Annotated in this window: 19 protein-coding genes; 5 read left to right on the top strand and 14 right to left on the bottom strand. The window is 59.4% G+C overall.

All coding sequences use genetic code 11. The features are described 5' to 3' along the window. Nucleotides 1–158: 158 nt before the first annotated feature. Nucleotides 159–338, top strand: coding sequence for a hypothetical protein (locus ACG9DO_RS00425; RefSeq protein ID WP_394729576.1), 180 nt, complete (start codon nucleotides 159–161; stop codon nucleotides 336–338). Between the two features lie 72 nt (nucleotides 339–410). Here the strand turns inward: ACG9DO_RS00425 and pal are convergent, their stop codons facing one another. From pal to hisB, 12 genes are all read right to left on the bottom strand, one after another. Then, on the bottom strand, nucleotides 411–920 hold the full coding sequence (gene pal / locus ACG9DO_RS00430) for a peptidoglycan-associated lipoprotein Pal (protein ID WP_394729578.1): 510 nt from the start codon (nucleotides 918–920) through the stop codon (nucleotides 411–413). 65 nt (nucleotides 921–985) lie between these two features. After that, nucleotides 986–2,380, bottom strand: coding sequence for a Tol-Pal system beta propeller repeat protein TolB (tolB, locus tag ACG9DO_RS00435; protein WP_394729579.1), 1,395 nt, complete (start codon nucleotides 2,378–2,380; stop codon nucleotides 986–988). After that, nucleotides 2,377–3,135 (bottom strand): energy transducer TonB, encoded by a 759-nt coding sequence (locus ACG9DO_RS00440; RefSeq protein ID WP_394729581.1) that lies wholly within the window; start codon nucleotides 3,133–3,135, stop codon nucleotides 2,377–2,379. Before ACG9DO_RS00440 ends, tolB begins: the two co-directional genes overlap by 4 nt. A gap of 14 nt (nucleotides 3,136–3,149) precedes the next feature. After that, nucleotides 3,150–3,593: an ExbD/TolR family protein gene (locus tag ACG9DO_RS00445; RefSeq protein WP_394729583.1), complete on the bottom strand. Its 444-nt coding sequence runs from the start codon at nucleotides 3,591–3,593 to the stop codon at nucleotides 3,150–3,152. Then, nucleotides 3,593–4,297, bottom strand: coding sequence for a protein TolQ (tolQ, locus tag ACG9DO_RS00450; RefSeq protein WP_394729585.1), 705 nt, complete (start codon nucleotides 4,295–4,297; stop codon nucleotides 3,593–3,595). The genes ACG9DO_RS00445 and tolQ overlap by 1 nt, the downstream gene beginning before the upstream one ends. Continuing rightward, a complete protein-coding gene (locus ACG9DO_RS00455; protein ID WP_394729587.1) occupies nucleotides 4,298–4,747 on the bottom strand; it encodes a YbgC/FadM family acyl-CoA thioesterase in 450 nt (149 codons plus the stop codon). Nucleotides 4,748–4,852: 105 nt separating this feature from the next. Then, a complete protein-coding gene (locus ACG9DO_RS00460; RefSeq protein WP_394729589.1) occupies nucleotides 4,853–5,233 on the bottom strand; it encodes a histidine triad nucleotide-binding protein in 381 nt (126 codons plus the stop codon). Beyond that, nucleotides 5,233–5,550 carry a phosphoribosyl-ATP diphosphatase gene (locus tag ACG9DO_RS00465; protein ID WP_394729591.1) on the bottom strand — a complete coding sequence of 106 codons (318 nt, stop codon included), beginning with the start codon at nucleotides 5,548–5,550 and terminating at the stop codon, nucleotides 5,233–5,235. Before ACG9DO_RS00465 ends, ACG9DO_RS00460 begins: the two co-directional genes overlap by 1 nt. A gap of 39 nt (nucleotides 5,551–5,589) precedes the next feature. Next, complete coding sequence (gene hisF / locus ACG9DO_RS00470) at nucleotides 5,590–6,351, bottom strand: imidazole glycerol phosphate synthase subunit HisF (protein ID WP_394729593.1); 762 nt, start codon at nucleotides 6,349–6,351, stop codon at nucleotides 5,590–5,592. Beyond that, nucleotides 6,348–7,076 carry a 1-(5-phosphoribosyl)-5-[(5-phosphoribosylamino)methylideneamino]imidazole-4-carboxamide isomerase gene (gene hisA / locus ACG9DO_RS00475; RefSeq protein WP_394729595.1) on the bottom strand — a complete coding sequence of 243 codons (729 nt, stop codon included), beginning with the start codon at nucleotides 7,074–7,076 and terminating at the stop codon, nucleotides 6,348–6,350. Before hisA ends, hisF begins: the two co-directional genes overlap by 4 nt. After that, complete coding sequence (hisH, locus tag ACG9DO_RS00480; RefSeq protein ID WP_394729597.1) at nucleotides 7,073–7,699, bottom strand: imidazole glycerol phosphate synthase subunit HisH; 627 nt, start codon at nucleotides 7,697–7,699, stop codon at nucleotides 7,073–7,075. Before hisH ends, hisA begins: the two co-directional genes overlap by 4 nt. Nucleotide 7,700: 1 nt before the next feature. Next, nucleotides 7,701–8,294 (bottom strand): imidazoleglycerol-phosphate dehydratase HisB, encoded by a 594-nt coding sequence (gene hisB / locus ACG9DO_RS00485; protein WP_394729599.1) that lies wholly within the window; start codon nucleotides 8,292–8,294, stop codon nucleotides 7,701–7,703. Nucleotides 8,295–8,417: 123 nt separating this feature from the next. Here hisB and ACG9DO_RS00490 point away from each other — a divergent pair, with 123 nt between their 5' ends. From ACG9DO_RS00490 to ACG9DO_RS00505, 4 genes are all read left to right on the top strand, one after another. Continuing rightward, the gene (locus ACG9DO_RS00490; protein ID WP_394729601.1) at nucleotides 8,418–8,921 is read left to right on the top strand and encodes an SspB family protein; all 504 of its coding nucleotides are present in this window, start codon (nucleotides 8,418–8,420) and stop codon (nucleotides 8,919–8,921) included. A 52-nt stretch (nucleotides 8,922–8,973) separates the two neighbouring features. Continuing rightward, nucleotides 8,974–9,411, top strand: a complete 438-nt coding sequence (locus tag ACG9DO_RS00495) for a hypothetical protein (RefSeq protein ID WP_394729603.1) — start codon at nucleotides 8,974–8,976, stop codon at nucleotides 9,409–9,411. Between the two features lie 56 nt (nucleotides 9,412–9,467). Continuing rightward, a complete protein-coding gene (gene gmk, locus ACG9DO_RS00500; RefSeq protein WP_394729605.1) occupies nucleotides 9,468–10,103 on the top strand; it encodes a guanylate kinase in 636 nt (211 codons plus the stop codon). Nucleotides 10,104–10,224: 121 nt separating this feature from the next. Further along, on the top strand, nucleotides 10,225–10,641 hold the full coding sequence (locus ACG9DO_RS00505) for a GFA family protein (RefSeq protein WP_394729607.1): 417 nt from the start codon (nucleotides 10,225–10,227) through the stop codon (nucleotides 10,639–10,641). Nucleotides 10,642–10,864: 223 nt separating this feature from the next. On the opposite strand, the gene ACG9DO_RS00510 is transcribed toward ACG9DO_RS00505, so the two are convergent. Together ACG9DO_RS00510 and ACG9DO_RS00515 are read right to left on the bottom strand one after the other, a co-directional pair. Continuing rightward, entirely contained in the window at nucleotides 10,865–11,671 is an 807-nt protein-coding gene (locus tag ACG9DO_RS00510; protein WP_394731289.1) for an SDR family NAD(P)-dependent oxidoreductase, read from the bottom strand. Nucleotides 11,672–11,685: 14 nt separating this feature from the next. Beyond that, nucleotides 11,686–12,840, bottom strand: coding sequence for an acyl-CoA dehydrogenase family protein (locus ACG9DO_RS00515; protein ID WP_394729609.1), 1,155 nt, complete (start codon nucleotides 12,838–12,840; stop codon nucleotides 11,686–11,688). Nucleotides 12,841–12,843 lie beyond the last annotated feature (3 nt).

Consider the following 12,843-nt stretch of genomic DNA (forward strand, 5'->3'; position numbering starts at 1 on the left):
GCGCACGCTCGCAGTCTCACACAATATGTCGTTTGTCCGGCAATCATGGGTTTTAGTCTAGGGGTCCTTGCGATTGATTGAAAGACATGGGAACCAGTTTCGATAAGAAATGTTGCATTGCAACGTATTCTTCATAAATCGAAGTCAACAGAGCCAGCATGAGCAAACAACTCTCAATTTCCAGTGCCTTCGCCGTCTTCGCCATGGCTGCGATGACGCTCAGCATGACGGCAGATTATGGCACCCATGCTGGCGGTGAAGCGTTTGTCCCTGCTTTGGTCGAAGTGCCAAGCTTCGAGTGGCCTTCACTGCCCTTCACTGCCCTTCACGCCCAATAGCTGACATCCGAGCTTCAAAGGAAAAGGCCGGACACATGGCCCGGCCTTTCCCAATCCATATCAAAGTTGCAATCAGTTAATCACCACGCTGACCGCACGGCGATTCTGCGCCCAGGCCTGCTCGTCCGAGCCGAGCGCAACGGGGCGTTCCTTGCCGTAGCTGACGGTCTGAATGCGGCCCGCAGCGACACCAAGGCTTACGAGATAGTTCTTCGCGGCATTCGCCCGCCGCTCGCCCAGCGCAAGGTTGTACTCACGAGTGCCGCGCTCGTCCGCATGACCTTCCACGGTGATGGAGATTGACGGGTATTGCGAGAGATACTGGGCCTGGGCCTGCAAAGCGGCTGCATCCGCACTGTCGATATTGAAGCGGTCAGTGTCGAAATAGATAACGTTCTGGCCGTTCACACCCCGCTCGAAATGGGCTTGGCTGCCAACCTGCGGACCGCTGGGAGTTGCAACCGGTGCCGGAGTCTCCGTTGTAGCCGGGGGAGGAGGCAGGTCTTCGGGGGCTTTCTTAGCGCAAGCGGCGAGTGCCAGGGTTGATCCTGCCAGAACAATAGAAGCGAGTTTCGTATTCATGACATTGTCCTTCTTGAAGCAGCGCCGCCCTCAGGGGTGCGGACTGCTGCATGACTATAACACATTCAGGGGAGGATCGGTCCCCATGCCGGATCCGACGCGTCCACCGGCGTCGGCAGCTTCCTTTCATTACGTCCGGTCAGATCGACCTGGTACAAAGCAGTCCGGCCAGAATTGCGCTCTGTCCGGAAGAACTGAATAATGCGTCCATTAGGAGCCCAAGTGGGGGCTTCGTCCTGCCAGCCGCGCGTCAGAATACGCAGATTGCGACCGCTTGGTTCCATGACGGCAATGTTAAAATCCCCGGCAATCCGGGTAAAGGCGATCTGATCGCCGCGCGGGCTCCATTCCGGCGTTGCGCAGCGCCCGCCATGGAATGAGATGCGACGCTGGCCCGTGCCATCTGCGTTCATGATGTAGCACTGCTGGCTGCCGGAACGGTCGCTTTCGAACACGATCTTGCTGCCATCGGGGGAATAGGACCCACCGATATCGATCCCCGGCGTATCCGTCAGGCGTACCGCCCGCCCCCCCGTCGCAGGCACGCGGTAGATGTCGGTATTGCCGCCGACTGCCATCGAATAGAGGATATAGCGACCGTCTGGCGACCAGCGCGGTGCGAGCGTCGGGTTACCGGTCTCTGCCACCAGCTGCTGGCGGCCGGTGCCGATGTCGTAGACATAAATGCGCGGATTTCCGTCGACATAGGAGAGGTAAAGCAGCTTGGAATAATCTGGCGAATAACGCGGGGTGAGCGCCGTCGCGCTGCCAAGCGTCAGGAAGCGGTGGTTCGCACCGTCGCTATCCATGATCGCGAGCCGCTTGACCCGGCGGTCCTTGGGTCCAGTCTCAGCAATGTAAGCAATGCGGCTGTCGAAGAACGGGCTTTCACCTGTCAGGCGGGAGTATATGAGGTCAGAACACTTGTGCGCCGCGCGCCGCCAGTCCGCCGGCGGGACCACCCAGCCTTCACGGATGAGTTCGTCCTGCAAGGCGACATCATATAGATAGCATCCGACGACCAACCGGCCGTCTGCCCGTCCCTGAACATAGCCATGAACCAGCATTTCATTGCCGCGCCCGGCCCATGTGCCCCAGGCAGGTGCGGGGATCTGCGTAAAGCTCGGTTGCGGCAGCTGGTCCGGCCCGATCGGCTGGAACAGGCCGTTGTTGCGCAAGTTGGCAGTGATGACACGAGCCACTTCCTTACCAAGCGCTGCTGTACCGTCAGAACTGGCCGGCGTCGGCACATCGCGGTCAGTTGCAAAGCCGGGTATGGCGATGGTCAGGTCCTGCCAATCGCTTTCATCAGTGACAGTGAATGTCAGGCCGCCATCGTCGACAGCCTGGCCAAGCGTTTCTACGTCTCCGCCCTCGGGCACCGGTGTGCCGAGGTCCTGATTTTGTGCCACGGATGGAGTGGCGATTGCGACAGCTATGGCAAGTATCAGCTTCTTCATCGAGATAGGTTCCTGTCAAAGCGCGCGCCGCGAACCGACTTCCACGCGTTATAATACTCAGGTGGCAAATCAAAAGGCGCGGCAAGTTGAACAGCGCGAATGGCGCGTTCAGCATGGAGGTTCTTCTGCGGGAGATTGGCAGCGGTTTCGCCTGATTGCGAGATCACTCTAGGCCGCCCTTTGAGGCTGCCATCCTCGTTGAGCTCAAACGCCAGGACAGTTACCAGCTGGTCGACATCGACCCCCGACGGCGCATTCCAGTGAGGCTTGATCTGGCGCGAGATCGCCTGGACGATGGAAGCCTGTGCACTCGCGCCAATCTGGCTGGCGGGGATACGCGCATCATCGCTCGCGGTTGAATCCCCCGCGCCCGGCAGGAAATTGTCGCCGAGGCGGCTGCCCGTACTGCGTTGGGGCGTCGTTTCGCTGCGCACAGGTTGTACCCGGGTGGTCGTTCGGCTCGGCGTTTGCGGCGTATCGGCTGCACGGCGGACGTCAGGCACATCCTGAGGTGCAGGCGGCGTCACTTCATCACCCAGTTCAGGCGCAATCGCCGCGCGGCTTTCCGGGACAATCGCTGGCGCTGTGGCTTCCAGGCCAACATCAGTTGCAAGGCTCACAGTCATGCGCTCTGGCAATGGCATGACTTCGCCGCGACCGGGCTGGATCAGGAAAGCCAGCACAAGCAGGAGGTGCAGCCCCAGCGCAACGCTGAGCCCGATCCGTTCCTCTCTGTTGGCGGCGATAGCTTGCATGGATTTCTCAATTGCTATGGCGAAGCGGATGAACCGTCTGTGACCAGAGTAATCTGATTGAAGCCCGCGCGATTGAGCTCTCCCATAACGGCCATGACGCGAGCATATTGCAGCGCCTGATCGCCGCGCAGCACAACGATGGGCTTTTGCCCATCCGCGCGCGGTTCGATCTGAGCGAGCGTTCCTGCCAGCTCGCCATCGGGAACCGCGACATCATCGACATAGATCACACCGGCATTGTCGATCGAAACTGTCACTTGCTCAGGCGTCTGGTCAATCGGATTCGCGCGGCTTTCCGGCAAGTCCACCGGAACGCCTGAATTGAGCAGCGGCGCAGTCACCATGAAAATAATCAGCAACACCAGCATCACGTCCACAAACGGCGTGACGTTGATCTCTGCCATGGGCGCGCGCTTGCTGCCGCGTGTACGCCGACCAACGGATACACCCATGCCCATCAGTTCTTATCCAGCTCGCGGCTGAGGCCGGCATGCACCTTGTCAGCAAATCGCTGCAGCCGTGCCTCGAAGCGATTTACGTCGTGGCTGAAGCGATTGTAGGCGATAACCGCAGGGATCGCAGCAAACAGGCCGATTGCGGTCGCGAACAGTGCTTCGGAAATGCCGGGAGCGACCACAGCAAGCGATGAACTCTCCTGCGCGCCGATCTGGAAAAAGCTGTTCATGATACCCCAAACGGTGCCGAACAGGCCCACAAAGGGGGCGACCGAGCCCGTTGTGGCAAGGAAGGTGAGCCTTTCAGCCAACTTGTCTGCTTCTTCCGCGACCTGGCCTTCCATCGCGCTGGCCGCACGTTGGCGCACACCGTCCTTGTCGATTTTACCGAGCTTCGCGCTTTCCTTCCATTCGTCGAACCCAGCAGCGGCGACCCTGGCCGACGGAATGCCGCGCGTCGACCGCGCACCCAAAACAGCCTCCTGGTCCTTGGCCCGCCAGAAATCTTCCTCATAGGTATCAGCGGCTTGCTCCAGCTTCTTCATCCGCAAAGTGAAGGAGACGATGATCATCCACACCCAGATGCTGGCGAGAACAAGGCCAAGCATGACCGCCTGCACGACGATGTCCGCCTGCAGAAACAGCTCGAGCGGGTCGAGCCGGGCAGACCCTGAACTTGCTGCCAGAATGTCAATTGAAGTTGTCATCTATGCTTTTCTTTCCATGAAATTCTTGAACGCCTCACGCCACGGGCCCGGCTGACGCACCGGTCGGCCTGATGGGTGCACGAAACCTACGCGCAGGTCAGCCTCACACAAGGTGTCATCACCGCGCCTCGCCGATTGATGCATCCGGCAGCTCGCCGCGCCAAGTTCGGTGCAGTATGTTTCTATGACCACATCATCATCGAGTTTGGCAGGTCGCAAATACTTCAGATTGATCTCAGAGACGGCGTAAGCCCCTTCTCCGGCTTCGATGGCTGCGCGCTGATCGATCCCGAGAACCCGCAGCAGGTCTGACCGGGCGCGCTCGAACCAGCGCAGGTAATTGGCGTGATATGTGATGCCGGACAGGTCCGTATCCTCGTAATAGACGCGCACCGCGTAGAGGTGCCGCGGGCCCTCAAGGATACCACCGGGGGGAGTAGGCATGTTCATGCAAGCGTGGCTCTAGCGCAGTGGGGAATCGCTGCAAAGCAGGCATTGCCTGCTAGCAGCTGAACGGCGGTGAAACGAGTCGCAGGCGCGACCAATGGCGCGGCTCTACCGCTTCCAGATCATCGGCCCCAAAGGCTCCCCGCCGAAAATATGGACATGGAGATGCGGCACTTCCTGTCCGCCATGCGCACCGATATTCGCCATCATCCGGTAGCCCGGCTCCACCAGACCCTTCATGCGCGCGACTTCGCCTACTGCGCGAACGAACCCTGCAATCTCCTCCGCCGAAGCCTTGGCGGAGAAGTCGTCCCAGCTGACATAGCGCCCCTTGGGCACCACTAGCGTATGCACCTCAGCCTGCGGATTGATGTCCTCAAAGGCGTAAGCCCAGTCATCCTCATAGACCTTGGTCGAAGGGATTTCACCGCGGAGGATCTTCGCGAAAATGTTGTTATCATCATAGGGCAAAGTCGGGTCGATCGGCATCAGTTGGCGCTCCTGCTCGCTTTCTCATCAAGGCCCGATACGCCTTCACGCTGGTCAAGTTCGGCAAGGACTTCATCGAGCTTGATCCGGCGCGCCTGCAACAGCACGAGCAAATGGAACAGCAGGTCGGCGCTCTCCCCGACCAGTTCCTCACGGCTGCCGGAAAGCGACGCGATCACCGCTTCGACGGCTTCCTCGCCCAGTTTCTGCGCAATCTTCTCGATGCCGCTGGCGTTCAGTTTCGCGACATAGGAGCTGTCAGGCGATGCATCGCGCCGCTCGGCAATAACTTGTTCAAGGCGTTTCAAAGTGTCCATCGCGACCGTCCTCGCTCAAATACCATGCGCTCGCAATAATCATATCCCTCGGGCTGGCAGGCCGGCGGCTCGGAGGGCATCATGCGCTTCGGAAATGGTGTGTGTGCCGAAGTGGAAGATGCTGGCGGCGAGCACGGCGCTGGCATGGCCGAGCGTTACGCCATCAACCAGGTGCTCGAGGGTTCCAACGCCACCGCTGGCGACCACGGGCACGCTTACGGCATCAGCAATCTCGCGGGTCAGTGCCAGGTCATAGCCCGCCTGAGTTCCGTCTCCATCCATGCTGGTCACCAGCAGCTCGCCCGCGCCCAGCTCTGCCAGCCTTGTCGCATGTTCGACCGCGTCGATCCCCGCAGGCTTGCGCCCACCATGCGTGTAGATCTGCCAGCCCGCGCCGCTGCGCCGCGCATCGACGCTGGCGACCACGCACTGGCTGCCGAACTTCGCGGCAATTTCGGCCACCAGTTCAGGTCGCGTCACTGCCGCAGAATTCACGGCGACCTTGTCAGCGCCTGCAAGCAGCAAAGCGCGCGCATCCTCGACACTGCGCACCCCGCCGCCGACGGTCAGCGGCATGAAGCACACCTCTGCCGTGCGCCGGACGATTTCGAGCAGCGTGCCGCGCCCTTCGTGGCTCGCCGAAATGTCGAGGAAGCACAGCTCGTCTGCGCCGGCCGCGTCATAAGCCTGCGCCTGCTCAACCGGATCGCCGGCATCCTTCAGGTCGACGAAATTGACGCCTTTGACGACGCGCCCATCGGCTACGTCGAGGCAGGGGATGACGCGGATACGGACGGTCATGCTCTTGCCGCCATCGCGATTGCCGTCGCAAGGTCGAGCTTGCCTTCATAAAGCGCCCGTCCTGTGATGACACCTTCGATACCTTCATGCGCATGGAGTGATAGAACGTGAATGTCGTCCAGCCCCTTCACACCGCCGCTCGCAATCACAGGGATATCCACTCGCCGCGCCAGGTCAAGCGTCGCATCGATGTTCACGCCCTTGAGCAGCCCGTCGCGGCCTATGTCCGTGAACAGCAGCGAAGCGACGCCGGCGTCCTCGAACCGGCGGGCGAGATCGACCACTGGCACATCGGAAACATCGGCCCAGCCCTCGGTCGCCACCATGCCATCGCGCGCATCCACGGCAACGACAATGCCGCCTTCCCATTCCTTCGCCATATCCTTGACGAATTCCGGGTCCTTGAGCGCGGCAGAGCCCATGACCACACGGGCAACTCCAAGGTTGAACCACGCTTCAACCGCTTCGGGTGTGCGAATGCCGCCGCCAAGCTGGACATAACCGGGAAAGGCTTCGACGATGGCTTGGACCGCTTCGACATTGCGACCTTCGCCTGCGAAACTTCCATCGAGGTCCACCACATGCAAATGCTGTGCCCCCGCTTCTGCGAACAACAAGGCCTGCGCGGCGGGATTATCGCCATAGACGGTCGCGCGGTCCATATCGCCTTCGGCAAGGCGCACGACTTCGCCGCCCTTAAGGTCGATGGCCGGGAAAATGATCATGGCCGCCACTCCAGAAAGTGTTCGAGCATCGCCAGCCCATAGGCCTGGCTCTTTTCCGGGTGGAACTGCACCCCGATAATATTGTCTCGTGCGACCGCTGCCACGAGGCCTTCGCCATGGTCAGTCATCGCGAGCACATCGTGCGGATCGTCGGCCACAAAATGATAGGAATGGAGGAAGTACGCCTCGCCTTCCTCGATCACGCTGTGTCCTTTCGCATGCGGCATGACGGCGACGTCGTTCCAGCCCATGTGTGGAACCTTGATCGCGGGATCGCTCGGCTCGATCAGGCGCACCTCGCCGGAAATCCAGTCGAGCCCCTTGGTCGTGCCATGTTCCAGCCCGCGCGTGGCGAGCATCTGCATACCCACGCAAATACCGAGAAACGGGGTGCCGTGATCCAGCACGCGCTCTTCCAGCGCCGCAATCATGCCGGAGATTGCACGCAGCCCGCCCAGGCACGCCTTGAAGCTGCCGACGCCGGGCAGCACGATCCGCTCCGCAGCGCGCACTTCATCCGGATCGGCGGTAACGCTCACAGGCGCTCCTACCCGTTTGAGCGCGTTGTGAACCGAGTGAAGGTTGCCCGCGCCGTAATCCACGAGAGCGACGGATTGCCTCATCTCAACCGCCCAATTGGCCTTTGGTCGAAGGGATCGCTCCACCTTTACGCGGATCAAGCTCGACTGCGCTGCGCATCGCGCGGGCAAACCCCTTGTAGATGCTCTCGCAAATATGGTGGTTGTTCGTGCCGTAGAGCAACTCGATATGGAGCGTCAGGCCAGCGGTTTGTGCGACTGAATGAAACCAGTGTTCGATCAGTTCTGTGTCCCACTCGCCCAGCTTTTCTTGCGTGAACCCGGCCTTCCACACCAAATAGGGGCGGCCAGAAACATCGAGCGTCACGCGCGAAAGGGTCTCGTCCATGGGCGAATAGGCCATGCCATACCGGCCGATTCCTGCCTTTTCGCCCAGCGCATCTACCAGCGCCTGCCCCAGCGCGAGCGCGGAATCCTCTGTCGTGTGGTGCTGGTCGACATGCAAATCGCCATCGACCTTCATGGTGACATCGATCAGCGAATGCTTGGAAAACTGCTCCACCATATGATCGAGGAAACCGATCCCTGTTGAAACGTCATAACTGCCTGTGCCATCGAGGTTTACTTCCACCTCGATAGCAGTTTCTGCGGTTTTCCGCTTAATTCGGCCAATACGCATAATGCGATGCGCTATAGATACTCCCTCGCCCTGCGCAAGCATTCTGCTTCAATCGCGCGCAATCCTCGGTTTCTGGCGGATAATCGCTTGACCCGCGCGCGCACCATCTCCACCTAGTGCTGCATGAGCGATGATACGCCCGACAGCCTGATCCCATACGATGAAATCGTGCAGGAGGCTCTGCGCGCGGTGGTAGGCCGTGTGCTCGGCGAAATCGAGCAGGGCGGCAGCGAACTGCCTGGAAATCATCACTTTTATATCACATTCAAAACGGGTGCTGCGGGCGTTTCAATCCCTTCACACCTGCGCGAACGCTTTCCCGACGAGATGACGATCGTGCTCCAGAACAAGTTCTGGGACCTGGAAGTGCGCGAGGATGGCTTTTCGGTTGGCCTAAGCTTCAACCAGGTACCGGCCAAGCTTTCTGTTCCGTTTGCGGCAATAACGGCGTTTGTTGATCCTGCAGTCGACTTTGGCCTGCAATTCCAGGCAACTGTGCCGGATATGGAGCCGGAATCGCATGATGATGCGGAAAACGACGGTTCAGATGGCAGCGGCGATGCCGGACCAAAAGGCGCTGACGATGGCTCTAATGTCGTAACGGTCGATTTCGGGCGTAAGAAATAACCCCCGCAAGGCCAATTGAACTGCGTCCAAACCCATTCAAGAGGAGACACAGATGCGCAAACCATCTCTCCTGAAGCGCGGCAAGGCAAAGCCCCTCAAAGAGGTTGCCAAACAGCGCCCCGATCCCGAGACCATACCTGGCCCAAGTCCCGAACCGGCAACCAATCTGGTCATCGCTGATGTCGTCATCCGCTCGATCAGTTCAATCGCTCGCGAGTCTGCAAAAAAGAGCTTGGCGCGCAGGCGCTATAGTCCAGAAAGAGCCAAGCAGCTGACCGAGCGCGGTTCAATCGGCAAGACGCTGCTGCTTTACGGGGCGAGCAAGATCGCAACGCGGTCGCTTCCGGGTGCAGTGTTTGTCGGCGGCGCGCTGCTCGCCAAGTCTGTGCTGGATCGCAAGCGGACAAACGCCGCGACAAAGCAGGTTCAGCGTATCAAGGAGCGCTTGTCCGAAGACCACAAGGCGGCTTTGCTCAAAGAGGAAAAATAGCGCTTCCGACGCCCCTGCCCCTTGATTTGCCACTATGCTTTGCGCCAACAGCACACATGGCTGACCAAGAATCTCTTCACCGCCGCGGATTGCTGTTTATCCTGTCTTCGCCTTCAGGCGCAGGCAAGACCACGATTTCACGCATGCTGCTGGAGCAGGACGAAGCCATCAAGCTCTCGGTATCTGTCACCACGCGCCCGCCACGCCCGAATGAAGTCGATGGCAAGGACTATTACTTCGTTTCGGACGACGAATTTGACCGGATGGTCGTAGAAGACGACTTCTATGAATGGGCGCATGTCTTCGGCCATCGCTATGGCACCCCCAAGGGTGCGATCCGCAAGGCCCTGAAAGATGGCCAGGATTTCATGTTTGACATCGACTGGCAGGGTACGCAGCAATTGAAGCAGAAGGATGATCAGGACGTCGTCACGGTCTTCATTTTGCCGCCCAGCATCGCTGAACTGCGCCGCCGCCTGGAAACGCGCGCGTCAGACAGCCCGGAAGTCATCGACAGCCGGATGGAGCGCGCGAAGGCGGAAATCAGCCACTGGGCGGAATACGAATATGTCGTGATCAACAATGATCTCGACGCGTGTTTCGAGAAAGTCCGCGAGATCCTTGCCGCCGAACGGATGCGCCGCCAGCGCCAAACAGGGCTGATCCCGTTTGTGCGCGAGCTGATGGAGTAAGAATGTTAGAATCGTCCGCTAACAACCCAGAAGCGGACACTTGATTGACAAGGCCCAGTTGCCAGCCGAAAGTTCACCACAGCTTTGAATCTTCAAAGTTGCTTGGAAATGGAGGCGGTCTATGTCGGCAATCCAGACTGGCGGATGCCATTGCGGGGATGCTCGCTACTCGGTCAGTGCGAAACCAGAGCTGACATTCTTCTGTCATTGCTCTGACTGCCAGAAAACATCCGGAAGTCCTTTCTCTGTTGAATTGATGCTGCCTGAGAGTGGTTTCAAATGCGAAGGCGATCTCGCCATTTATACGGTCAAAGGTGACTCTGGAGGGAATGTTCATCGCCATCACTGCGCCAAATGCGGATCAGGCATCTTCCTCGAATGCGATTCTGATCCTGGCTACGTTTTCCTGAAGGCTGGAACTCTGGATGATGCAACTATGGTCAGTCCGGAAATGCATATCTTCACTTCTGCCAGGCAGCCATGGTTGAAAATTGAGGATGGCCTGCCAGAGTTTGAAAGAATGCCGCCTGCTGGATGAAAATGAGCGCTCGGAGCCTCCACTGCTTTCCACCCCATTTACGGACATTTCCTGCATGATAGCGCAGAACCAAGCGCCTGGCGTGCCTGTAATTTATCGATTACGCTTAAAAGCGTGAGTTCCGCCGGAAAGTCTCAACCTTGCAGGATTTTTCCCCGCTGCTCAAAAAAAAGTCCGCCGGATCATTCCAGCGGCCTCTTCAATTGAAACATCAAAGGGAATATCAGCTGCCCGACGGATCGACGAAATTACCGGCACCGATATTGGCGTTCACCACGCCTCCGTCGATCGGAATCGTCGTACCAACCACATAGTCACCGGCGCGGCTCAGCAGGTAGATCGCGCCAGCGGCCATATCCTCTGTCACCCCGACACGCCGTGAAGGGATACCCTTCTTGACCATTTCCTCATTGTCACGCGCAGCCCGGTTCATCGCGCTCGGGAAAGCGCCCGGACCGATGCCGTTGACCACGATATTGTCGCCCACCAGCTCTGCTGCCATGCGCCGCGTCAAATGGATGAGCCCCGCCTTGGACGCCTGATAGGGATAGGTCGGCCAGGGGTTCGACTTCATCCCGTCGATCGACGCGATCATGAGGACCTTGGCCGGACGCTCCGACGTGCCCGCCGCTTTCAACAGCCCATACAGCTTCTGCGTCAGGAAAAACGGCGTCTTGACGTTCAGGTCCATGGTGCGGTCCCAGCCCGCTTCCGTGAATGTGTCGAACGGCTCGCCCCAGGCCGCGCCTGCATTGTTGACGAGCAGGTCGAGCTTGTCTTCCCTGGCAGCGATTTCGTCCGCGAGCCGCTGGATACCGTCCATCTGGCTGAGGTCTGCCGGAATGCCGATGACCTTGTCGCCCAGCTCGGCGCAGGTTTCCTCGATCTCGTGAACCTTGCGCGCGCTGATATAAACCCGTTCGCAGCCTGCCTCCAGCAAGCCTTCGACAATCATCTTGCCGATCCCGCGGCTGCCCCCGGTGACGAGCGCAACGCGGCCTTGGAGGCCGAACAGTTCTTGCAGTTTCATCATTGGAATTTCCTTTAGTAACCGCTCAGCTCAGCCACGCGGCCTGCATGGTAATACATGTCGCCCATGAATTCGGCGAGCGCGCGGTCGCGCTTCATGTAGAGGCCGATATCGTATTCGTCGGTCATGCCGATGCCGCCATGCATCTGGACGCCCTCTTTCACGGCCAGGCTCGCAGCCTTGGCGACCTTTGCCTTGGCGACGCTCGCCATCAGATCAGCCTTCGGGCTGAGTTCCTCGCCGCGATTGGCGTCAAGCAATTGCTGCGCCTTGATCGTCACGGCGCGCGCGATCTCGACTTCCGAATAGAGGTGCGCCGCACGGTGCTGGAGCGCCTGGAACTCCCCGATAAATTTGCCGAACTGCTTGCGCTGCTTCAAATAATCGACGGTCATATCCATCGCACCGCGGGCTACGCCGACGCCCTCTGCTGCCGCGCCGATCCGGCCAGCCGCGAGCATGTTGTCGAGCAGCGCGCGGCCGCCATCGACTTCGCCGATCACTGCACCGCCATCGAGCTCAACCCCGTCGAACGTGATGTGGGAGGCCATCGAGCTGTCGACCAGCCGGACATTGTCGAGCGTCATGTTCGCCGCGTCCTTGGGCACTGCGAACAGCGTGATCCCATCACGGTCATTATCCGCCCCAGAAGTGCGCGCCGCGACCACGATCATGTCAGCTGCGACAGCTTGAATCGCGAACGACTTCTTGCCGGACAGCTTGAAGCCGTTGCCGGATTTCTCCGCCTTGCAGGAAATGCGTTCCGGGCGGTGCTTGTTGCCTTCGTCAATCGCGACGGAGAACACTGCTTCGCCTGAGACGAGGCCGGGAAGGTAACGCTGCTTGAGGTCTGCGCTGGCCCCATCAAGTGCAGTCGCGGCGATGACCGAGCTCATCAGGAAAGGCGATGGCGAAAGGTTGCGGCCGATTTCCTCCAATACGATGCCTGCTTCGACATGGCCCATGCCGAGCCCACCATCCTCTTCGGATACAAGGATGCCGGTAAAGCCCATTTCGGCAAACTGGTGCCACAACTTGTGCCCGAAACCGTCCGGGCAATTACCATCGCGATAATGGCGCAGCTGCTTGGCGATATTGCCTTCGTCCGCCATGAATTGTGCAGCGCTATCGGCCAGCATGGCCTGATCTTCGTTGTGATAAAGTGGCATCGA

Source organism: Altererythrobacter sp. GH1-8 (assembly GCF_043702085.1).
GTDB lineage: Bacteria > Pseudomonadota > Alphaproteobacteria > Sphingomonadales > Sphingomonadaceae > Erythrobacter.